At 68.9% G+C, this 22,218-nt stretch carries 20 protein-coding genes; 16 read left to right on the top strand and 4 right to left on the bottom strand.

Going from position 1 to position 22,218, the window contains the following annotated elements; genetic code table 11:
- Positions 1 to 47 precede the first annotated feature (47 nt).
- Positions 48 to 455 carry a YciI family protein gene (locus EV137_RS37295; RefSeq protein ID WP_133788729.1) on the top strand — a complete coding sequence of 136 codons (408 nt, stop codon included), beginning with the start codon at positions 48 to 50 and terminating at the stop codon, positions 453 to 455.
- A complete protein-coding gene (locus tag EV137_RS37290) occupies positions 433 to 1,644 on the top strand; it encodes an RNA polymerase sigma factor (protein ID WP_134132876.1) in 1,212 nt (403 codons plus the stop codon). The genes EV137_RS37295 and EV137_RS37290 overlap by 23 nt, the downstream gene beginning before the upstream one ends.
- On the opposite strand, the gene EV137_RS37285 is transcribed toward EV137_RS37290, so the two are convergent.
- Both EV137_RS37285 and EV137_RS37280 read right to left on the bottom strand, forming a co-directional pair.
- Positions 1,641 to 2,600, bottom strand: a complete 960-nt coding sequence (locus EV137_RS37285; RefSeq protein ID WP_134132875.1) for an asparaginase — start codon at positions 2,598 to 2,600, stop codon at positions 1,641 to 1,643. The two genes, EV137_RS37290 and EV137_RS37285, sit on opposite strands and share 4 nt — an antisense overlap.
- A gap of 11 nt (positions 2,601 to 2,611) precedes the next feature.
- On the bottom strand, positions 2,612 to 3,187 hold the full coding sequence (locus EV137_RS37280; protein WP_131463962.1) for a helix-turn-helix domain-containing protein: 576 nt from the start codon (positions 3,185 to 3,187) through the stop codon (positions 2,612 to 2,614).
- Positions 3,188 to 3,265: 78 nt separating this feature from the next.
- On the opposite strand from EV137_RS37280, the gene EV137_RS37275 reads away from it, so the two are divergent.
- The 3 genes from EV137_RS37275 to EV137_RS37265 are packed head-to-tail and all read left to right on the top strand — an operon-like array spanning position 3,266 to position 5,916.
- Positions 3,266 to 4,213 (top strand): NAD(P)/FAD-dependent oxidoreductase, encoded by a 948-nt coding sequence (locus EV137_RS37275; protein WP_134132873.1) that lies wholly within the window; start codon positions 3,266 to 3,268, stop codon positions 4,211 to 4,213.
- 27 nt (positions 4,214 to 4,240) lie between these two features.
- Positions 4,241 to 4,684, top strand: a complete 444-nt coding sequence (locus EV137_RS37270) for a sigma factor-like helix-turn-helix DNA-binding protein (RefSeq protein WP_134132872.1) — start codon at positions 4,241 to 4,243, stop codon at positions 4,682 to 4,684.
- Entirely contained in the window at positions 4,681 to 5,916 is a 1,236-nt protein-coding gene (locus EV137_RS37265; RefSeq protein WP_134011235.1) for a hypothetical protein, read from the top strand. Before EV137_RS37270 ends, EV137_RS37265 begins: the two co-directional genes overlap by 4 nt.
- On the opposite strand, the gene EV137_RS37260 is transcribed toward EV137_RS37265, so the two are convergent.
- Positions 5,905 to 6,519, bottom strand: a complete 615-nt coding sequence (locus EV137_RS37260) for a TetR/AcrR family transcriptional regulator (protein ID WP_134011237.1) — start codon at positions 6,517 to 6,519, stop codon at positions 5,905 to 5,907. The genes EV137_RS37265 and EV137_RS37260 overlap by 12 nt on opposite strands.
- 264 nt (positions 6,520 to 6,783) lie before the next feature.
- Between EV137_RS37260 and EV137_RS37255 the strand changes: the two genes are divergently transcribed.
- Genes EV137_RS37255 through EV137_RS37240 form a run of 4 tightly spaced genes read left to right on the top strand, consistent with a single transcriptional unit; the run spans position 6,784 to position 11,801 of the window.
- Positions 6,784 to 8,139, top strand: coding sequence for an ammonium transporter (locus EV137_RS37255; RefSeq protein WP_238175823.1), 1,356 nt, complete (start codon positions 6,784 to 6,786; stop codon positions 8,137 to 8,139).
- Positions 8,136 to 8,474: a P-II family nitrogen regulator gene (locus EV137_RS37250; RefSeq protein WP_133788719.1), complete on the top strand. Its 339-nt coding sequence runs from the start codon at positions 8,136 to 8,138 to the stop codon at positions 8,472 to 8,474. Before EV137_RS37255 ends, EV137_RS37250 begins: the two co-directional genes overlap by 4 nt.
- Positions 8,475 to 10,733 (top strand): [protein-PII] uridylyltransferase, encoded by a 2,259-nt coding sequence (locus EV137_RS37245; protein ID WP_134011239.1) that lies wholly within the window; start codon positions 8,475 to 8,477, stop codon positions 10,731 to 10,733.
- Positions 10,734 to 10,742: 9 nt separating this feature from the next.
- Complete coding sequence (locus EV137_RS37240; protein ID WP_134132871.1) at positions 10,743 to 11,801, top strand: DUF2332 domain-containing protein; 1,059 nt, start codon at positions 10,743 to 10,745, stop codon at positions 11,799 to 11,801.
- Positions 11,802 to 11,831: 30 nt separating this feature from the next.
- Here the strand turns inward: EV137_RS37240 and EV137_RS37235 are convergent, their stop codons facing one another.
- On the bottom strand, positions 11,832 to 12,707 hold the full coding sequence (locus EV137_RS37235; protein ID WP_238175821.1) for an arginase family protein: 876 nt from the start codon (positions 12,705 to 12,707) through the stop codon (positions 11,832 to 11,834).
- Positions 12,708 to 12,984: 277 nt separating this feature from the next.
- On the opposite strand from EV137_RS37235, the gene ffh reads away from it, so the two are divergent.
- The 7 genes from ffh to EV137_RS37200 all read left to right on the top strand — a co-directional run bounded on the left by ffh (position 12,985) and on the right by EV137_RS37200 (position 22,217).
- Positions 12,985 to 14,541, top strand: a complete 1,557-nt coding sequence (ffh, locus tag EV137_RS37230) for a signal recognition particle protein (protein WP_134011243.1) — start codon at positions 12,985 to 12,987, stop codon at positions 14,539 to 14,541.
- A gap of 260 nt (positions 14,542 to 14,801) precedes the next feature.
- Positions 14,802 to 16,166 carry a lytic transglycosylase domain-containing protein gene (locus EV137_RS37225; protein WP_134132870.1) on the top strand — a complete coding sequence of 455 codons (1,365 nt, stop codon included), beginning with the start codon at positions 14,802 to 14,804 and terminating at the stop codon, positions 16,164 to 16,166.
- Positions 16,167 to 16,442: 276 nt separating this feature from the next.
- The gene (locus EV137_RS37220; protein WP_238175820.1) at positions 16,443 to 17,627 is read left to right on the top strand and encodes a lytic transglycosylase domain-containing protein; all 1,185 of its coding nucleotides are present in this window, start codon (positions 16,443 to 16,445) and stop codon (positions 17,625 to 17,627) included.
- 143 nt (positions 17,628 to 17,770) lie between these two features.
- Positions 17,771 to 18,865: an amidohydrolase family protein gene (locus EV137_RS37215; RefSeq protein WP_134132868.1), complete on the top strand. Its 1,095-nt coding sequence runs from the start codon at positions 17,771 to 17,773 to the stop codon at positions 18,863 to 18,865.
- A gap of 110 nt (positions 18,866 to 18,975) precedes the next feature.
- Positions 18,976 to 20,295, top strand: a complete 1,320-nt coding sequence (locus EV137_RS37210) for an N-acetylmuramoyl-L-alanine amidase (protein WP_134132867.1) — start codon at positions 18,976 to 18,978, stop codon at positions 20,293 to 20,295.
- A gap of 60 nt (positions 20,296 to 20,355) precedes the next feature.
- Positions 20,356 to 21,588 (top strand): sensor histidine kinase, encoded by a 1,233-nt coding sequence (locus EV137_RS37205; protein ID WP_134132865.1) that lies wholly within the window; start codon positions 20,356 to 20,358, stop codon positions 21,586 to 21,588.
- The gene (locus EV137_RS37200; RefSeq protein WP_134011255.1) at positions 21,579 to 22,217 is read left to right on the top strand and encodes a response regulator; all 639 of its coding nucleotides are present in this window, start codon (positions 21,579 to 21,581) and stop codon (positions 22,215 to 22,217) included. Before EV137_RS37205 ends, EV137_RS37200 begins: the two co-directional genes overlap by 10 nt.
- Position 22,218: the final 1 nt, after the last annotated feature.

The following is a 22,218-nucleotide window of genomic DNA, read 5'->3' as shown; positions in this document are numbered from 1 at the left end:
GCCCCGGCTCCGTCTCCGGGTAAAGGCTCTACGAAGAGGAGAAGGACATGACCAAGTTCATGCTGCTGATGAACATGGACGGCGGCAACTGCGAGACCCCGATGCTGGAGTGGGACCAGGCCGACATGAAGGCCCACATGGACCACCTCGGCGAGGGCATCGAGCGACTGCGGAAGAGCGGCGAGCTGGTCGAGGTCCAGGGGCTGACCTGGCCGTCACACGCCAAGGTGGTGCGGGCGACGAGCGTGACCGCTCCGGTGCTGACCGACGGCCCGTACGCCGAGTCGAAGGAGGTCCTGGCCGGCTACACGATGATCGACGTGGAGTCGGAGGAGCGGGCCTACGAGATCGCGGCGTGGCAGTCCGCCGCACCCGGACCCGGCGGCGTACCGCTCGAGCAACCGATCGAGGTACGCCGCGTGATGGAGTCGGATGCCGATCTCCACGACTTCTGAACCGGACGGCGAGCTCGAGGACCTGCTGCGGGAGTTGACGCCGCGGGTCCTCGGCGCCGTCGTGCGCTGGTCCGGCGACTTCGCCGCGGCCGAGGACGCGGTCCAGGAGGCACTGCTCGCTGCAGCGACCACCTGGCCGCGGGACGGCCGGCCGGACAATCCGAAGAGCTGGCTGATCCAGACGGCCTCACGGCGGCTGATCGACGAGGTTCGCCAGCAACAGGCCCGGCGACGCCGCGAGGAGCGGGCGGCGCTACGGGAGGTACCGGCCGGTGAGGTCGAAGAGCACGACGACACGCTCCGGCTGCTGTTCCTGTGCTGCCACCCGACGCTCACACCGGCCTCGGCGATCGCACTGACCCTGCGGGCGGTCGGTGGGCTCACCACGGCCGAGATCGCCACGGCGTACCTGGTGCCTGAGGCGACGATGGCGCAGCGCATCAGCAGGGCGAAGTCGAAGCTCAAGGGCTCCAGCTTCGAGCTGGACGCCGACCCGGACCGGCTGCGCAACGTGCTCCACGTGCTGTACCTGATGTTCAACGAGGGCTACACGAGCACCAGTGGTCCGGAGCTGCACCGCAGCGACCTGTCCAGTGAGGCGATCCGCCTGACTCGCGCAGTACGGACTCAGCTGCCGGACGACGGACAGGTCACCGGACTGCTCGCTCTGATGCTGCTGACCGACGCACGTCGCGCAGCGCGGACCGGTAAGGGCGGGGAGATCATCCCGCTGGCTGAGCAGGACAGGTCCCTGTGGGACCACGAAGCCATCACAGAAGGCGTGGCACTCGCGGTCGAGGCGTTCAGCACGCCTCCCCTGGGTGAGTACCAGATCCAGGCGGCGATCGCCGCACTGCACGACGAGGTGGACCGCGCCGAGGACACCGACTGGCCGCAGATCCTAGGGCTGTACGGCCTCCTCGAAGACCTGTCCGGCAACCCGATGGTGAAGCTCAACCGGGCGATCGCCGCCGCCATGGTGGACGGACCGGACGCCGGCCTGAAGCTCCTCGCACCGTTGGACGACGAGCTGGCCGGCCACTACCGCCTCGCCGCCACTCGCGGTCACCTCTACGAGATGCGTGGCGACCGCGAGACCGCCGCCGAGCACTTCCGGGCGGCGGCCCGCGGTACGACGAGCTTGCCGGAACGCGACTACCTGATGACGAAGGCCGCGTCGCTGAGTTAGCAGTACTGTGCGAAACCCGCGGCGAGGTCGTCGTCCGTTGCCAGGAGCAACCGGAGCAGGATGCGCGCCTTGTAGGGATCGAGGAACCCGCCGTCGATCAGACCGCGCTGCAACAGGTCGGTCTCCGAGCCGGGGGAGTGGTACGTGTTACGGACGATCGAGCCGGCGCCGGTCCGTGACGTGAGGACGACCGGCATCCGGGCCGCCAACTGGCCGAGAACCGGTGCGAGCGCGGCCGGCACGTGTCCGACGCCGTACCCGGCGACGACGAGCCCCTGGTGTGTCTCGGCCAGGCCCTGCAGCAGCAGGCCGTCGTCGTCCAGCGTGACGGTGTAGAGCGCGACGTGGATGTTGTCGAGCTCGGCCGGTTCAGGACTGCCCTGTACGCCGTCCAGCCGCAGCGGGCGGGTGAGTACGCGGGCCTGGTCCTCGACGACGTGACCGATCGGACCGGTGTTCGGTGACACGAACGTCGCCGTACTCGTGCTGTGCGTCTTGCGCACCCAGCGGGCCGCGTGGATCTCCTCCTTGAAGACGACCAGTGCACCCAGGTCACGTGCCGCGGGAGAGCAGGCGACGCGCAGCGCGGCCAGCAAGTTCGCAGGGCCGTCGGGACCGGCCAGCGTCGGATTGCGCATCGCCCCGGTGAACACAAGCGGCTGCGGATGCGGCCAGACCAGATCGGCGAGGAACGAGCTCTCTTCCAGCGTGTCCGTTCCCTGGGTGACGACGACTCCCGCGGCTCCGGCGGCGACGGCCTTGGAGGCGGCGTCGACGACCTCGAGCAGCTTGGCGGCTGTGAGGTTGGCGCTGGGAACCTTCTCGATGTCCTGGATCTCGACCGCATGGCCAAGCTCAAGGAGCCCGGGCATCGCGGCGGTGAGGTCGTCACCGGTAAGGCGATGGGTGCCGGCCATCGAGATGGTCCCGCCCAGCGTGAACAACGCGACGCTCACTTGGTCTCTCCTCAGGTAGTGCGAGCTCTGACGTGCATCCGCTCCCCTTGCGGGCCGTAAAGACATAGCACCTCGGTCGGTCCAGGTCCCGGATTGGAGAACCAGTGCGGCACCCGGCAGTCGAACTCGACCGCCTCACCCTCCTTGACGATGAAGTCCTGGTCGCCGAGCTTCAGCCGGATGCGGCCCGACAGCACGTAGAACCAGTCGTAGCCCTCGTGGGTCTTCTGCACCACGTCATTGCCCGGATAACCGGCCGGCAGGATCTGCTTGAACGCCTGCAGTCCGCCCGGCCGCCGGCTCAGCGGAACGTGAATGGTGCCGTGGCGCTTGATCGGTTTCTGGTAGATCCGCGGGTCTCCGGTCGGTGGTGCGTCCACCAGCTCGTCCAGCTGCACCTGGTGCGCGCGGGCCAACGGCAGCAGCAGTTCCAGCGTCGGGCGGCGCTGCCCGGACTCCAGCCGGGACAGTGTGCTGACCGAGATGCCGGTCGTCTCGGACAGCTGGGCCAGCGTCGTGCCACGCTCGGTCCGGAGCGCCCGCAGCCGCGGTCCGACCGACTCGAGTACGTCCTCGTCGTTTGCCATACCGGCAACAATACTTGTCGAAAATGAAAACCACGACGCATCCTCGGTTCAGACCTTGAACAACAGAGGAGTCCAGAGATGACGAAGTACGACGTGATCGTGATCGGCGGCGGCGCGGCCGGCCTGAGCGGAGCGCTGGCGCTGTCCCGGTTCCGCCGGGCGGTGCTGGTGATCGACGACGGTACGCCGCGCAACGCGCCCGCCGACGGTGTGCACAACTTCCTGACGCGTGACGGCGTACCGCCCCGGGAGATCTACGCGATCGGCCGCCAGGAGGTGCAGGGGTACGGCGGCGAGTTCGTCGACGGCACAGTGACGACGGCCCGGCGAGACGAGGACGGGTTCACGGTCGAGCTGGCCGACGGTACGACGTACCGGAGCAGGCGACTGCTGGTTACGACAGGGTTGACTGATGTGCTGCCCGACGTACCTGGGCTGGCGGAGCGGTGGGGGAAGGACGTGGTGCACTGCCCGTACTGCCACGGGTGGGAGGTGCGAGACCAGGCCATCGGAGTGCTGGCGACCAGCTCCATGGCAATGCACCAGGTGCAGCTGTTCCGGCAGTTGAGTGATGACGTGACCCTGTTCCTGCACACTGCGCCGGAGCCGACCGAGGAGCAGTGGGAGGAACTGGCTGCGCGTGGAATCGCTGTAGTGCAGGGCAAGGTCGAGCAGGTCGAGATCACGGACGACCGGATCACCGGTGTGCGGCTGGAGGGTGGCAAGGTCGTTCCGCGGCAAGCACTGGCGATTCAGACGACCATGCGGGCACGCGCCGGCTTCCTGGCCGACCTGGGCCTGGAGACCACTCTGGTGGAGTCGAACGGGGTAGAGGTCGGTACTGCGGTCCAGGTCGACGGCATGGGTGCCACGCAGGTCCCTGGTGTCTTCGCGGCCGGCAACGTCAGCAACCCGATGGCGCAGGTCATGCCGTCCGCAGCAGCCGGGTTGGCAGCCGCAGGGGGTATCAACTTCGACCTGATCACCGAAGAGACGCGTCTGGCTGTAGCAGCGCGCAGTAGTTGAGGAGTTGAATGGAGGCCGGGAGGGTGGATGCACGACACGGTCGACCCGGACTTCGCCTCGTTCGTCGATGCGCGGCAGGGCAGATGGCTCCGTACGGCGTACCTCGTGTACGGCGACCTGCACCGAGCCGAGGAGCTACTGCTGCGCGCCTTCACGCAGCTGTCCGTGCGCTGGACCAGGGTGGACGACCCGGACGCCTTCGTCCAGCGCCAGCTCTACCAGCCGGCCCTGCGGCCGTGGAACCGGGCGAAACCGTTTCCGGACGAGGAAGACCCGGTGAAGCTGGCACTGGCCGAGCTGACGCCCGCACAACGCACGGTGTTCGTGCTGCTGCACCTGGAGGAGCTGACCGAGTTCGAGGTGTCCGAGCTGCTCGGTCTGTCGCACACCGCAGTACACGCCCATGGCATGAGCGCGTTCGGCCGCTTCCGTACGGCGATGGGCGCGGGGGACTGGCGTGATGCCCGATGAGACGGGAGGACGTGCAGCCCCTGCTGCTGCAGGCGGCCGACCAGCTGCCGGAGCCTGAGCTGGCCGACGCGGCATGGACAGCCGGTGTGAGGGTCAGTCGCCGTCGGCGCCGTACCGTCGTGATCAGCGTGATCGCCTTCATCGCGCTGGCGATCCTCGCCTCGATCCTGATCGGGGTGGGTACGTCGGGCAACGCCGACATCACACCCCCGACGACGCCGCCCGGGTACATCGAAGCGTCCGGCAAGATCAGCGGGATCGACTACTGGGTCGCGCCGCCGCCCGGCAGCGAGCGCTTCCTCGACCGGCTCGAGACACCGCTCGGTGATCGGCTGGAGTTGCCGCACAAAGTCCGTCCGCTGGCGAAGCACACCCTGGACGACATTGCGGCGGTCGTCCTCGTGAAGCAGGACGACCGCTACCGGCCGCTGCTGCTCGGCGCGGACGGCTCCTGGGCCCAGGCGGACGTCAGCCTCGGCGCGGTCGGCGGCGAGGAACCGCTCAGCTCGGGAGCGATCTCTCCGGACGGCCGGGTGGCGGCCTTCCCACAGCCGGCCGAACTGGTCACGGTGAACGCATCGACCGCGGAGATCGCTCACTTCCCGCTGCCCGAAGGTGCGTTCCGCAGTGTGTCCTGGGTCGCCGATGGGCAGCGTGTCCTGATCAGCGGCCCCAGTTCGGCATATCAGGTGGTCGTCGGAGAAATCGCGAACGGAGAGCGGGCTGTGCTCCCGATCCCGGCGACGAAGGACCCGGACGAGGTCACCGCGCCGTACCGGATCCAGACCGGGGCGGTGCTGCGCTACGTGGTCGACGGCCAGTGGTCGGACGACAGTCCTCTCACCCTGCCTGTCCGGTCCTGGCAGGGGCAGACCATGTCGTCGAACTCAGCCGCAGCACGCGTCTTCATCGCGGAGGACCTCCCAGAGGTCCCGACGCGGGTGTCGCAGCCGCAGGTGGTGGCCGCGATCTCCACGCTGCGGACGCTGCCCAGCCGACTGCTGGTGCTCGGGGAACCACAGGACAGTCCCCCGACGTACGAGGGGGCGGGGGATCGTCCGTTCGTGCGGGAGGCAGGCTGCTGCGTCGTGCTCGGCTGGTACGACGACAACAACGTGCTGTTCCGGGTCCACGGCTGGGTCTTGGCCTGGAACCTCGACAGCGGACGGGTCCGACGCGTTACCGAAATGGGCGTGGACCAGGTGGCTCTGGGCCCCGGACTACGGCTCTGAGACAGGCAGGTCGAGTACTGCGCGCAGCGTGATGTCGGCCAGGCGATCGGCATCTTCGGGCGGCGGCATCGGCTGTCCGGTCAGGGCTCGGATCACGAACACCCCGGCCATCCACTCGACCATCAGCACCGGGTCCGCGGTGCTCTTGATCGGTTCGCCACGCGCCCGTGCGCGCTCGAGTGCTTGCCGGGTGAGTTCGATCCGGCGCTCCAGTACACCTCGGTAGATCGCGGCGGACCGCGCGTCGCGGTTCGCCTCCGAGACCGCCAGGCGAATCATCGCCCGGCCGTACTCGCTGTTCGCGAACGCCAGTGCGACGCGGTAGACCTGGCGCAGGTCACCCACGATCGAACCGGTGTCCGCGTCCGGGATCTCCAGGTCGAACAAATCGGCCATCGCATCATTGGCGAGCAGCTCCTTGCTGGCCCACCGCCGGTAGATCGTCGCCTTGCCCACCCCCGCGGCCTCGGCGACGTCGTCCACCGTCATTCCCTCGAATCCCCGCTCCAGCAGCAGCTGCACCGCGTACCTGCGGATCCTCGGCTCCGCGTCCGGGTCCCGTGGTCGGCCGCGGCGCGGCCTCACCCCGTGGTTCTGCTCCATTTCGTCGTTCCCCAGCTCGGACGGGTGCAGTGGCGCGGCTGCGGCCCGTGTGGTCCAGGCCAGAGTGCCACATGTCGGCCTTCGGTGAGCGATGTCACCTCGATGTCACCTGGGAGCCCGCTTTGTCACATGCCTGAAACAAATGGACCGATCGGCTGAAACGGCACGCCGACACCGTGTGCGTTGTGGCCGAGCGGCGGGCTCCCCGGCGTTGTGGAGACCTCCCGACTGAGGACGCCGGCCACCCCCAGTTCGATGGAAGGGATGACGTTGATGGAGATCAACGCCGGCGATACCGCCTGGGTCTTGGCAAGTGCCGCCCTGGTGATGCTGATGACCCCGGGCCTGGCTTTCTTCTACGGCGGCATGGTGCGCGTGAAGAGCGTGCTGAACATGATGATGATGAGTTTCGTCACCATCGCCGTCGTCACCATCCTCTGGGTGGTGGTCGGCTACTCGCTGACATTCGCCGGTGACACCGGGCACGTGATCGGAGACTTCTCCGAAGTCGGGCTGAAGGGCCTGCTCGCACCCGAGGCGGTGAGCGGGACGACGCCCACGCTCGCTTTCGTCGCCTTCCAGTTGATGTTCGCGATCATCACCCCCGCGCTGATCTCGGGCGCGATCGCCGACCGGGCCACGTTCCGCGGCTGGATCGCGTTCGTCGTCGGCTGGACGCTGCTCGTGTACTTCCCGGTCGCGCACTCGGTCTGGTTCCTCGACGACGGCAACGGCGGCTGGATCGGCGACAAGCTGAAGGCGGTCGACTTCGCCGGCGGTACGGCGGTGCACGTGAACGCCGGTGCTGCCGCGCTCGCGCTGGCGATCGTGCTCGGCAAGCGGATCGGCTGGAAGAAGGACCCGATGCGGCCGCACAGCCTGCCGCTCGTGCTGCTCGGCGCCGGCCTGCTGTGGTTCGGCTGGTTCGGGTTCAACGCCGGCTCCGCGCTGAGCGCCGGAACCACCGCGGCCGTCACCTTCGTGAACACCCAGGTCGCCACCGCTGCCGCGGTGATCGGCTGGCTGATCGTCGAGCGGCTGACGCACGGCAAGGCCACCACGCTGGGTCTGGCGTCCGGTGCGGTCGCCGGTCTGGTCGCGATCACCCCGTCCTGTGGGGCTGTCACCCCGGTCGGTGCGATCATCCTCGGCCTGTTCGCCGGTGCCATCTGCGCCTTCGCGGTGTCGCTGAAGTACAAGCTCGGCTTCGACGACTCGCTCGACGTGGTCGGCGTCCACCTGGTCGGCGGTCTGTTCGGCTCGCTGGCGATCGGTCTGCTCGGCTCGGCGGCGGCGCCGTCCGCGGTCGACGGCCTCTTCTACGGCGGTGGAGCGTCCCAGCTCGGTAAGCAGGCGGTGGCCAACCTGGCGGTCGGTGTCTACTCCTTCGCGGTCGCGTTCATCCTCGGCAAGGTGATCGACAAGACGATCGGCTTCCGGCTCAAGGAGGACGACGAGGTCACCGGTGTCGACCAGACCGAGCACGCGGAGACGGCGTACGACTACCTCAGCGCCGGCGGTCTGCGCGGCGCGCTGGGGACGGCCCGCCCGGCACCGGCCCCCGCCGAGACCGAGAATGGAACCACTGAGGCCTCGGAGAAGGAAGGTGTCAAGGCATGAAGCTGATCACCGCGGTGGTCAAGCCGCACAAGCTGGAGGACGTCCGGGCCGCGCTGGAGACGTTCGGCGTCACCGGCATGACGGTCACCGAGGCGAGCGGCTACGGCCGGCAGAAGGGCCACACCGAGGTCTATCGTGGCGCGGAGTACGAGGTGGACCTGGTGCCGAAGGTGCGGCTCGAGGTGGTCGTCGAGGACGGTGACAGCACCGACGTGGTCGATGTGATCGTGAAGGCCGCGCAGACCGGCAAGATCGGCGACGGCAAGGTCTGGGTCACCCCGGTGGAGTCGATCGTCCGGGTCCGCACCGGCGAACTGGATGGAGACGCACTCTAGATGACCGATCGAGCAGAGCAGCGGCGCGGGCGTGCCGAAGAGGCCGACGCGCTGCTGCAGCTGCTGCTCGCAAAGGCATGCGACGCCCTCGGTGTACCTACCGAGGGCGTCGCCCTGGTTGCGGTGGGCGGCTACGGGCGTGAGGAGCTGTCGCCGTACAGCGACCTCGACGTGATGCTCGTGCACGCCGAGGGGTACCCGCGGCTCGACGAGCTGGCCGCGCAGATCTGGTACCCGCTGTGGGACTCGAGGACCAAGCTGGACCACAGCGTCCGCACACTGGCCGAGGCACGGGAGGCCGCGGCGGCTGATGACCGCGTGGCCCTGGGACTGCTCGACGCACGACATGTCGCGGGGGACACGCACCTGACGCTCCAGCTGCGTTCGGTGCTGATGGCGGACTGGCGACGTACTGCGAAGTCCAGGCTGCCCGGGCTGGCTCAGGCGTGCCGTGACCGGGCGTCCACGGTCGGAGAGCTCGCACACCTCGCGGAGCCCGACCTGAAGGAGGCGTACGGCGGTCTGCGCGATGCCGTCGTACTGCGTGCGTTGGTGGCGTCGTGGTTGGTCGACGTACCGCACCCCGTGCTGGAGCGTGCGCGGCGCGACCTGCTCGAGGTCCGCGACGTACTGCACGAGGTTGCCGGTCGCGCGACGGACCGGCTTGTTGCCGACCTGGCCGGTGAAGTGGCGGCTGGGCTCGGGATGTCGGGGCGGGACGAGCTGCTGCGGCATGTGTACGCGACGGGCCGGACGCTGGCACACGTGTGTGACGTGTCCTGGCGGCGCGTCGAGAGCTTGATGACCAAGCCGCCGCGGTCCCGGCGTCGTCAGCGGAGCGGTGGGCCGTTGCTGCTCGCACTGGACGAGGGTGTGGCCCAGCACGAGGGCGAGGTCGTGTTGATGCCGGACGCGCGTCCGGAGCGGGACCCGGTGCTCGGACTGCGCGCTGCTGCAGTTGCTGCGGACCGCGAGCTCGTGTTGTCGCCTGCTGTCTGTGCGCGGCTGGCGGCGTCAGCTGCGGACCTGCCCGAGCCGTGGCCGGGGGAGGCGCGGCGGTTGCTGTGCGCCCTGCTCGGCGCGGGCAACGGTTTGCTTGAAGTGTGGGAGGCGTTGGATCAGGCCGGGTACATCTCCCGGATCCTGCCCGAGTGGGACGCCGTACGGTTCCGGCCGCCGCAGTCGGCGATCCACCGGTTCACCGTCGACCGGCACCTGCTGGAGACCTGTGTCGAGGCGTCGGCGATGGTGCGCGACGTACGGCGACCGGACCTGTTGCTGGTGGCTGCTCTGGTGCACGACCTGGGAAAGGCGCTCGACGGCGACCACAGCGTCACCGGTGCGGGCATCGCGGCTCGGGTGGCCCGTCGCATCGGCTTCAGCGAGGCCGACGCAGACACCATCACGCTGCTGGTTCGTCAGCACCTCATGCTCGCGCAGGTCGCCACCCGGCGAGACCTGGAAGACCCGATGACCGTGGACATGGTCGTCGGCATCGTGCGCAGCACCGAGACGCTGGACCTGCTGGAGGCCCTGACCTACGCCGACGCACGGGCAGCCGGTCCGGCCGCGTCGTCGCCCTGGCGGATGCGCCTGGTTGGTGAGCTCTGCCGGCGCGTGCGTGGTGAGCTGGCTGGTGGTGGCGAGGGGATGTGGACCGAGGCACCGCCCGTTGCGGTGCCCGTGCTGCACCAGGTGGTTGGTGTGGGGCGGCTCGGCGTCACGGTGTCCGACCATCACGGCGACCTGCGAGTGAACGTCGCCGTACCCGACCAAGTAGGCACGCTGTCGACCGTTGCCGCCGTACTCGCGGTGGAGCGGCTGGCGGTCCGGTCTGCGGTCATAACGTCCGTTGATGGGCTGGGCATCTCGCAGTGGACCGTCGCCGGATCACCTCCCGATCCGGTGCGTCTGAGGGACCGGCTGGCGGTGGCGCTGCGTGACTCGACCGACGTCGTACGGCGATTGGCCGCACGGGACTCGTCGCGCGCTCGTGTCGCGAGTCGCGTGGACCTGTTGCCGGAAGCGTCAGAGACAGCCACGGTGCTGCAGGTGCGCGCCCACGACCGTCCGGGCCTGCTGTACGACGTCACAGCGGCGATCGCCTCCACTGGTGCGGACATCCGCTCCGCACACGTCAGCACCCTCGGCGCGGAGTGTGTGGACGTCTTCTACCTCACCGACAGCCATGGCGCGCCACTCGAATCCGAGGACGCGCGGACGACCGCAAAGTCAGTTCTGGATCGACTGACCTTCTAGTCTCGGCACGTGGATCTTGTAGAGGCTCTCCAGCGACAAGCGACCGCCTGCGAGGACCTTGGGTCCCCGATGTACGCCGAGCTGCTCCGGCTGCTCGTGGACGACTACGAGGTCGGCGGGGTGTCGGTCGAAGTACTGGCCGGGTATGAGGGTCGTTCGTTCGGTGAGGCGATCGGTTTGCGCTTGCTGGCAGCTGTGCACGGCATGGTGCTGTCCGGTACGGCTCCTGAGCTGGCGGAGTTCTACCCGAGTGTCGGCGGGACGTGGGACCCAGTGCTCGGCTGGGAGGCGTTCGAGCAGGTACTGCAGTCGCGGATGGGAGAGGTGCGGTCGCTACTGGCACAGCCGCCGCAGACGAACGAGGTGGGACGGTCCGCCGCGCTGTACGGCGGCCTGCTGCAGTTGGTCGAGGCGGTGCCGCTGCCGGTGCGGCTGTTCGAGATCGGTGCGAGCGGCGGTCTGAACCTGCGGGCCGATCGGTACCGGTATGTGACGGACGAGGCGTCGTACGGGCCTGCTGACAGTCCGGTGGTGTTTGACTCGGCCTGGTCCGGACAGGTGCCGTCAGTGGACTTGCGGATCGCTGAGCGAGTGGGATGCGACATCGCCCCGCTGAACCCGCTGACGGCCGACGGTGCGCTCACACTCACGTCGTACGTGTGGCCGGACATGGCTGATCGCCTCGAGCGACTCCGTGGTGCCCTGAAGGTCGCGCGAGAGGTGCCGGCCGACGTACGACGGGAGGACGCGGTCTCGTTCCTGCGCGGGCTGGAGCTGTCGTCGGAGCACGTGACTGTCGTGTGGCACTCGATCATGTGGCAGTACCTGCGCCGCCCCGACCGAGCTGCGATCGAGGCGCGACTGGACGAGCTCGGCGCATCGGCCACCGCGTCGACGCCACTAGCCCATCTGCGGCTCGAGCCGCACCAGGTGATCGCCCATGGTCGCGGCGCGACCGGCTGGGAGTACCGCGTCGACCTGCAGACCTGGCCAGGCGGACAGCGCCGGGTCCTCGGCCGTGCCGAACCACACGGACAGGGCCTGGTGTGGGGATCGGGCGAGAAATGAGCTCGCCGAGGGCGACGTCTACATCCCCGTTCAGCTGAGAGCAGCGACGAGGGTGTCGGTGAGTTCGGTGGCGTAAGTGCCGTCGGGGTCGAGGTCGGGGTCGAAGATGCCGATGTCGACCCCGACGCACTGCGGGGACGCGAGCAGTGGACGGAGGAGTGCCCGCAGTTGGTCGTGGTCGATGCCGCCCGGGTCCGGGCTGTCGACGGCCGGCATGATCGCCGCGTCGAGGATGTCCGCGTCCAGATGCACCCAGAACCCGTCGAGGTCGGCCAGGTGCTTGAGCGTTCCTTGGGCGGCTGTGGTCGGGTCGTCGGCGATCTTCGACGCCGGCCAGACCGGAATCCCGGCCTTCTCGACATCGCCGGCGTACTCGTCGTCCGCCCGGATCCCGAGCAGCACCGCATCGGTGTCCCGCGTGTACGGCCCCAGTCCTTCGAGATCCGTCAGGTCCGCCTGGCCCCGGCCGGTGATCAACGCCAGCGCCTCACCGCCCGCTGCTCCGACGTACGGAGAGTTGTCGACGGTCCGGAAGTCCGAATGCCCGTCGAGGTACACCACGCCGTACCGCCCGAGCCGCTTCAACGCCAACGCCGGCCCGAGCAGGTTGCTGCACTCACCGCCCAGCAACACCACGAACTTCCCCTGCTCGACGAACCCGGCGACCCGATCCGCGAGCTGCACCGTGTACGACACCATGCCCGCCGCGTTGAACACGCCGTCTCCGGGTTTCCAGTCGTGCACGTCGTACCGCGGCGGCGTCACACACCCACCGTCCTCCGCCCCGATCCGCCCCAGGAACCCCCGGTCCCGCACCGCCCCCGCCAACTTGTAACACCCCGGCACCACCCCCGCCTTCGGCGCCCGCAACCCCAAGTTAGAAGGCCCGTCCACCACAACCCGCACCCGAGTCTCCTAACCTGTAAATGCCATTGAATTGGTTAGATCCTCGATCCTTGATCCCCACCTGTCAACCAGCCGCCACCCCCGCCTGCCTCCCGTCCCGTGCGGGCGTCACCTCCGACTGTTTGCTGCTTCGTACGGGCGTCTGCTCCGCAGCCCGCTGCCGTACGCCGTCGGCCGCGGAGGCCGAGAAAGAGGACTGTGCCGGTGGAGTTATCCACAGGTTGGGGGGCCGGTAGACTCGGGGAGTTCATCGCTTCGAGGAAACGGACTGTTTCTCGTGTTCGACACGCTTTCCGATCGGCTCTCCACCGCGTTCAAGAACCTGCGGGGCAAGGGCAAGCTGACCGACGCCGACATCGACGCGACCGCCCGGGAGATCCGGGTCGCGTTGCTGGAGGCCGATGTCGCGCTGCCCGTCGTGCGGGAGTTCATCGCGGCGGTGAAGGAACGCGCCTCCGGGGCAGAGGTCCGTGGCGGGCTGAACCCGGCGCAGCAGGTCATCAAGATCGTCAACGAGGAACTGGTCAACATCCTCGGCGGCGAGACCCGCGAGCTGCGGATGGCGAAGCGGCCGCCGACGGTGATCATGCTCGCCGGTCTGCAGGGTGCCGGTAAGACCACCCTGGCCGGAAAGCTCGCCAAGTGGCTGAAGGAGACCAAGCACCAGACCCCGATGCTGGTCGCCGCCGACCTCCAGCGGCCGAACGCGGTGACCCAGCTGCAGGTGGTCGGCGAGCGCGCCGGCGTACCGGTGTTCGCGCCCGAGCCCGGCAACGGCGTCGGCGACCCGGTCGAGGTGGCCCGCAAGGCGATGGACGAGGCGCGCTCCAAGCAGCACAGCGTGGTCATCGTCGACACCGCCGGCCGGTTGGGTGTCGACGAGGAGCTGATGAAGCAGGCCGCGGACATCCGCGACGCGGTCAGCCCGGACGAGATCCTGTTCGTCGTCGACGCGATGATCGGTCAGGACGCGGTCGTCACCGCGCAGGCCTTCCTGGACGGCGTCGGGTTCGACGGTGTCGTGCTGTCGAAGCTCGACGGTGACGCCCGGGGTGGTGCCGCGCTGTCGATCGCGCAGGTCACCGGCCGCCAGGTGATGTTCGCCAGCAACGGCGAGAAGCTCGAGGACTTCGACGTCTTCCACCCCGACCGGATGGCGTCGCGCATCCTCGGCATGGGCGACGTGCTGAGCCTGATCGAGCAGGCCGAGCGCTCCTTCGACGCGGAGGAGGCCGCCAAGACCGCGGCCAAGCTGCAGAAGAAGGGCGGCAAGGACTTCACGCTGGACGACTTCCTCGCCCAGATGCAGTCGGTCCGCAAGATGGGCCCGCTGACCAAGATCTTCGGCATGCTGCCGGGCGCGAACCAGTTCAAGGACCAGCTGGAGAACTTCGACGAGCGCGAGATCGACCGGATCGAGGCGGTCATCCACTCGATGACGCCGGCCGAGCGGAACGACCCGACCATCATCAACGGCTCCCGCCGGGCCCGGATCGCGAAGGGTTCCGGGACCGAGGTGGCGACCGTCAGCGGCCTGGTCGAGCGGTTCTTCGAGGCCCGCAAGATGATGTCCGCGATGGCCTCCGGCAAGGGGATGCCGGGAATGCCCGGGATGCCGGGCATGCCGGGGATGGGCTCCGGCGGCCGGAAGGCCAAGCAGCAGCAGAAGAAGGGCAAGAAGCGCGGCTCCGGCAACCCTGCCAAGCGGGCCAACCAGGGCAACCAGCAGCCGCAGGCTCCGCAGCCGGGTCAGCTGCCGGCTGCGTTCGGCGGGCAGGACGGCGGCGACTTCGAGCTGCCGGACGACCTGAAGAAGATGCTCGGCGGCAACTGAGCCCTTCCCGAAAGGGCAGACCCGCGTCGGCCGAACGGATGGCGAACTTTGTCATCCGTTCACCCGGCGCGCCCGGTGCTGCCCGCGGTCTACTGTGGAGAGGCGTGGGGGAGTGAACGCCCGGGGACGAATACCTGAACTTGCGTGTTCGGTACTCGATCACGGCGCACCGGCTCCGGTTGTGGCCGACCTTCGGGCGGCTAAGATCATCCCTACGCCCGAGAGACACACCACTGCGGAACGCGTCGAGGACGGTTCGGATGAGGCAGCAGTTCAAGAACCTGGACACGTGGCGGGGAAAGCTGACCGCCACCTGGGTCTGCCTGGCTCCGCCCACCGCCATGATCGCCGTGTTCGTGGTCGGCGGAGTCACCTCGAACACGTTCGTCGTCGACGCGCACGCGTTGGCCGCCCCGCGGCAGGACGCGGTGTTCGACGAGCTGGCCCAGGACGTGCCGAACCAGCCGGGTGTCGACGGCAGTCTGCCGACCCAGGAGAAGTCCACGGTCCAGGTCCCGATCACGGGGACGACGGACGGTACCGGGAAGCCGATCCCCGGCGTGTTCGGGGACGCTTCGGGGATCCCGGGCACCGTGCTGGCGGCGTACCAGAAGGCGGCGCGCGACCTCGCGATGTCGATGCCGGGCTGTCACATCACGTGGCCGCTGCTGGCCGGGATCGGCAAGGTCGAGTCCGGGCACGCGAGCGGCGGCAAGGTGGACGCGAACGGCAACACCCGCGGCAAGATCCTCGGGCCGGTCCTCGACGGCGGCCCCGGGATGGCAGCGATCGCCGACACCGACCAGGGCGTGTACGACGGGAACCCGACGTGGGACCGTGCCGTCGGGCCGATGCAGTTCATCCCGGGGACCTGGAACGCGTTCGGTGCCGACGGCAACGGTGACGGCGTCAAGGACCCGCACAACGTGTTCGATGCGTCGCGGGCGGCGGGGGAGTACCTCTGCTCCGGCGGGGCGAACCTGTCCGACCCGCAGGGCCTGGTCCAGGCGGTGCTGCGTTACAACCACTCGATGGACTACGTGTCGACCGTCCTGCGGTGGATGCAGACCTACAGCAAGGACACCGTGACGATCCCGGACGAGCCGGGGACCATCGACACCCCGGACGACGACGGCAACAACGACGAGCGGGACTCGACCCGTACGACGACCTCGCCGTCGACCACTGCTCCGACGTCCGCGCCCACGACGGCCCCGACCACCGTGCCGACCACTGTGCCCACCACGGTGCCCACCAGCGTGCCGGCGACCACGCGGCCGACGACGCCTCGTCCGACCGCGAGCGTGACCACGTCGAAGCCCACCCCGTCGCCGACGTCGACCAGGACGCCGACCCCTACGCCGACCAAGACGCAGAACACCCCGACCACCACGCCGACGACGCCCACTACGACGCCGACGACGCCAACCACGACGCCGACGACGCCAACCCCGACTCCGAGCGACCCGACCTGCACCCCGACGTCGACTCCGACCGGGACGCCGACGACCACGCCGACGGTGACGCCTACGCCGACCCCGAGCCCGTGCAGCTCCACCGACCCGGAGTCGAACCCGAGCGAGCCGGCAGGTAGCCCGAGCGCCGCTCCGCAGACGACCAACTGAACCGCTAGCTGTGGTCTGCCGCGCCTGCTCCGCCGGCTGAAACTCGGCCGGGTGGCTGTCGGCTGCCTACCGTGGGTAAGGTGACGTAGCGGCGGTCGTTACCTCGGTGCCGGTTTTCCGAGGGGATTCTGGACGGCGTAACTTTGCGTCGTCTTGATGTAACTTTCTGGCGCATGGTTCGTTGAAGGGGCTATGCGCCTAACCCGTAGTGGTAACCGTCGGGTCAAAATCATCATCGCTTCATTGTGTACGGCCCCGCTCCTGGTCGGGGCCATCGTGACCGTCGCCTCGGGCGGAGCCGGTGCCTCCGGACCGCTCACGGCAGGCAACCCGGTCGCCCCATCGCCTGGGGCCGGGCTGAACAGCGGTGAGTTCGACGAACTGACGATGATCGTGCCGCAACGTCCCGGAGTGGACGGCCGGCTCGGTTCGGACAAACCTGCTCGCGACGACGTCCCCGTGCAGGGGGCCACCGACGGCCGGTCGGTCGTCCGTCCCGGGCGTCCGGGTGCCGTGAACGGCATCCCGCGCGGGGTCTTCCCCGCCTACCGCCGCGCCACCGCCAACCTCGCGGTCGTGCGGCCGAACTGTGGGCTGACCTGGCCGCTGCTGGCCGGTGTCGGCAAGGTCGAGTCCGACCACGCGAGCGGCGGCCGCGTCGACGTGGCCGGCACCACCCGCGGCCGGATCCTCGGCCCGGTGCTGAACGGCCGGCACGGCAACGGCCGGATCACCGACTCCGACAAGGGCAAGTACGACGCGGATTCGACCTGGGACCGCGCGGTCGGCCCGATGCAGATCATCCCGCAGGTCTGGGACGAGTACGGGGCCGACGGCAACGGTGACGGCTACCGCAACCCGAACAACGTGTACGACGCGGTCACCACGGTCGCCGTGGTGCTGTGCGCCGAGGGCGACGACCTGCGCAGCCCGCGCGACCTGGTCGCCGCCCTGCTGCGCTACCAGCACTCCAAGGACTTCGTCGCCACCGTGCTGAAGTGGATGCGCGTCTACAGCAAGAACGCGGTCCTGGTGCCGAACGCGAAGGGAAACATCGCGAGCGCCAAGGCGAACGGCAACGCCGACCGCCGGGTCGACCCGCGGGACGTCCCGGACGTACCGGACGACACCAAGACGCCGACGCCGACCCCGACCGCGGACCCGACGACGCTGCCGACCGAGGTGCCGCCGTCCACGCCGTGGGCGACGCCGACGCTGCCGAAGCCGGTGGACACGCCGACCAGGATTCCTACCAGGACGCCGACGCCGACGAAGACCCCCACCAGGACGCCGACGAAGACGCCGACCAGGACGCCGACGCCGACCCCGACTCCGACGCCCACACCGACTCCGACCCCGACGCCCACACCGACCCCGACGGGCACCCCGTCCGGATCGCCGTGCGCCGGCAACGAGACCACCACCCCGACCTGCACCCCGGGCACTGGCTCGCACGGATAACACGCCGCCCGATACGGTCGCTCCATGACGGTATTGATGCCACGCCTCCGGCGCGGCGGGTCATCGGGCTGTGACTCCCGGCCTTCCCTCGTCGCTCCGGTCGCTTCGCTTCCTGCGCTCCTCAGTCCAGGCCGGGAGGCCCGATGACCGGTTCCGGCGTACTCAGGCTGGTCGGCACGGTTCTGCCGGCCGGTGAGCAGCAGGAGCTTCATCTCAGCGGTGGGCTGGTCGTCGACCGGCCCACCGCTGCTGATGTGAGCACCGTGCACACCGGCGGCTGGATCGTGCCGGGCCTGGTCGACGCGCACTGCCACATCGGCCTCGACCAGCACGGCGGTGTCGACGAGGAGGTCCAGGAGCAGCAGGCGATCGCCGACCGCGAGGCCGGTGCGCTGCTCGTCCGCGACGCCGGTTCGCCGGTCGACACCCGCTGGATCGACGAGCGCGCGGACCTGCCGAAGATCATCCGCGCCGGCCGGCACATCGCCCGCTCGAAGCGGTACATCCGGAACTACGGCTGGGAGATCGAGCCCGACGAGCTGGTCGCGTACGTCGAGCAGGAGGCCCGCCGTGGTGACGGCTGGGTGAAGCTCGTCGGCGACTGGATCGACCGCGACGCCGGCGATCTGACCCCGTGCTGGCCGGCCGAGGCGCTGAACGCCGCGATCGCCCGCGCCCACGAGCTCGGCGCCCGCGTGACCGCGCACGTGTTCGGCGAGCACGCCCTCCCGGATCTGCTGGCCGCGGGCATCGACTGCCTCGAACACGGCACCGGCATCGAGCCCGGCCTGCTCAGCGAGATGGCCGAGCGTCAGGTGGCCGTCGTACCGACCATGATCCAGCTCGAGAACTTCCCGCAGTACGCCGATCAGGCCGCGGCCAAGTTCCCGGTCTACTCGGCCCACATGCGCGACCTGTACGAGCGCCGCCTGCACCGGCTGCGGGACGCGTTCGAGGCAGGCGTCCCCGTGTACGCCGGGACCGACGCGGGCGGTGTCCTCGGACACGGACTCGTCGCGCAGGAGGTCCAGGCGCTCACCGAGATCGGCATGTCGGGGGAGCAGGCCCTCGCCGCCGGGTCGTGGGCGGCCCGCGCCTGGCTCGGTGCGCCCAGCGAGCTGCGCCCCGGCGATCCGGCCGATCTGGTCGTCTACGACGAGGATCCGCGCGCGAATCCCGCCGTACTGACGCATCCGCGGCTGATCGCACTGCGTGGAAACGTGGTCTTCTCCCGGTGACGGGAAGAAATTCACTCAAACACTGGATTGGACGGAAGATCTTCCCTTAGCGTGGCTCTCGGGACCGCCGACGCCCCTCGGCGGACCAGACACGGGAAGGAACCGCCCCAATGTCCCGAGTACCCAAACTGTCCGCACTCCTGGCCGTCGGCGCACTCGCGCTGACCGCCCTGCCCAGCAACGCGGCACCACCGCCCTCCGAGTCCGAACTCGCGGCCGCGTTCACGACGGCGTCCGCGAAGTACGACGTACCGCGGGAAGTCCTGGTCGGTGTCGGCTTCGCCGAGACGCATCTCGACGGCCACAACGGCACGCCGAGCCAGGCGAACGGCTACGGCGTGATGCACCTGGCCGGCAACAACGTGAACAAGACGATGTCCGAGGCAAGCAAACTGACCGGGATGCCGGTCGCCGAGCTGTCCAAGGACGACACGTCGAACATCCTCGGCGCCGCCGCCGTGCTCGACTCCTACGCCGACCAGGCCGGTCTGACGGATCGATCGGATGTCGGCAAGTGGTACGGCGTGATCGCGAAGTACTCGCACTCCGCCGACGCCCCGACCGCGCGGCTGTACACCGACGAGGTCTACCGCGTGATCGCCCGCGGCGTCCGCACGGCAGGCGTTTCGACGGACCCGAAGACGGTCACGCCGGACCGCGGCGCGTACGCGAAGGCCGCGCCGCTCGGGACTGCCGCGGTCGACTATCCGGGCGCGATCTGGAACCCGGCCACCACCAGCAACTACCGCGTCGGCCGGACGGCGGCGATCACCACGATCGTGATCCACGTGACCCAGGGCTCGTACGCCGGCACCATCAGCTGGTTCAAGAACCCGTCCGCACAGGTCAGCGCGCACTACGTGGTCCGCTCCAGCGACGGTGAGGTGACCCAGATGGTGGCCGAGAAGGACACCGCCTGGCACGTCCGGACCGAGAACCCGTACACGATCGGCATCGAGCACGAGGGGTACGTCGACCAGCCGTCCTGGTTCACCGACGCCATGTACCGCTCGTCCGCGGCGTTGACCCGCAACATCGCCGACCGGCGGGGCATCCCGAAGGACCGGGCCCACATCAAGGGCCACAGCGAGATGCCGAACAACGACCACACCGACCCGGGACCGAACTGGAACTGGGACTACTACATGCAGCTGGTGAACGGCGGCGACCCGAACCCGCCGGTGTACAACTTCACCACCTGGGGCAGCGGCGTGAATGTCCGCTCCGCGCCGAAGCTGTCCGCGTCGGTCGTGACCACGCTGCCCGGCCCGACCCGGGTGTTCGTCGAGTGCCAGGTCCAGGGCGACACGGTGACCGCCGGCGGCTACACCAACAACTGGTGGGCCAAGCTGCGCGACCAGAAGGGCTACATGACCAACATCTACATCGACGACCCCAACGCGAAGCTGCCCGGCGTACCTGACTGCTAGAAGACGAAAGGTAGAGCCTGCTGTACCGACTGCGGTGCCGGTGTACCGCAGGATGGGTCCATGCTCACGAAGATCGTGTCCCGGGGTGGTCCGGCCGCTGGTTACCTGGTCATCCGCTTCCTCAAGTCGGTCACATTGCTGGCCGCGCTTCCGGTCAGCCTGATCTGGGGCTGGCTCATCCCGGGCGCCACCGCAGGGCTGGTGCGGCTCGCCAACAGCGAGCGGTATCGCGCGGCGAAGTACCTCGGTCTCCCGCAGGCCGAGGAGCTGCCGCCCGCGCTGCCGCGCGGCCCGGGCGACGTGGTGACGCTGTTCCGGGACGCGTCGTTCAAGCGGAGTCTGCGCTGCCTGCTGATGCCGGTCGTGATGATCCCGGAGCTGTTCGTCGCGGTGGTCTCGGTGATCGGTGCGCCGGCTGGGGTCGCGGGCATGCTGCTGTGGAAGCTTGACCCGGGCAACTTCAGCTTGATGGGTGTAGGCGTCAGCAACTGGTTCGAGGCGCTCACCCTCGGCCCGCTGCAGATCGGCGCCAGTCTGTGGTTCCTGGGACGGGTTGCCCCTGCTCTGGCTCGGGGCCATGCCAGGACGGTGCTGACGGCGCTCGCCCCGACTCAGGAGCAGTTGGCGACAGCCAAACTCGAGCAACGCGTCGAAGAGCTCACCAAGAGCAGGGCAGGTGCTGTCGACTCACACGGCGCTGAACTGCGCCGTATCGAGCGAGACCTGCACGACGGTACCCAGGCGCAGCTGGTGTCGTTGGCGATGCGGATCGGCATCGCCAAGCAGACGATGGCTAACGACCCGGAGAAGGCCGCCAAACTGCTGGACGACGCGCGTGACGGCGCGGAGCAAGCCATGACCGAGCTACGCGGCGTACTGCGGACCATGTACCCACCGATCCTTGCGGATCGCGGTCTGGCCGGAGCGGTCTCCGCACTGGCAGCCCGATGCCCGCTACCCGTTGAGCTCCGCATCGGTGAGCTGGGCGAGGTCCCCGCGGCAGTAGAGGCCGCTGCGTACTTCGTAGTCGCAGAGTCCCTCACCAACATCACCAAACACAGTGCTGCGGGACATGTCGACATACAGCTCGAGCGACGCGGCCTTGAGCTCTACCTGGCGGTCACAGACGACGGGATCGGTGGAGCACGAGTCAGTGAGCAGTACGACCTACTGGGTCGGGGGAGCGGTCTGCATGGCATGCTCCATCGCGTGCAGGCGATCGACGGTCACCTGGAGCTGAACAGTCCGATCGGCGGGCCGACCACCGTCGAGGTGATCCTTCCGTGCAGGTGATCATCCTCGAGGACAACCCGATCCTCGCCGAGGGCCTGAGCCTGCTGCTCGACAACTCCGGCTTCCAGGTCGCCGCCGTAGCCACCGACGCGGAAGAGTTCGCCAAGGCGATCGACGAGCACCACGTGGATATCGCGATCGTCGACGTACGACTGCCACCGACCTTCACCGACGAGGGCCTGCGCGCCGCGATCGAGGCCCGCCGCGTCCGGCCGGGGCTGCCGGTGCTGGTGTTCTCGCAGTACGTCGAGGAGGTGTACGCCGCCGAGTTACTGGCGGCCGGCAGCGAAGGAGTCGGCTACCTCCTGAAGGACCGGGTGTCCCGCGTCGACGAGTTCCTGGAAGCAGTACGCCGGGTTGCGGCCGGAGGGACTGTGCTGGATCCGGAGGTGGTCAGCCAGCTCATGGTGAAGCGGAGCAGCCCGCTGGACCGGCTCACGCCGCGTGAACGCGAAGTACTCGCACTGATGGCCGAAGGCCTCGGCAACACGGCGATCGGGGAGAAGCTGGTCATCTCTGACGGCGCGGTGCACAAGCATGTCGGCAACGTGTTCCTGAAGCTCGACCTGCCGCCGACCGACTCCGGCCACCGCCGGGTGCTGGCCGTTCTCGCCTACCTCGGACTCTGAG

It is taken from the genome of Kribbella pratensis (genome assembly GCF_004366075.1).
GTDB classification, from domain to species: Bacteria; Actinomycetota; Actinomycetes; order Propionibacteriales; family Kribbellaceae; genus Kribbella; species Kribbella pratensis.
This window is presented reverse-complemented; position numbering and strand designations above follow the sequence as displayed.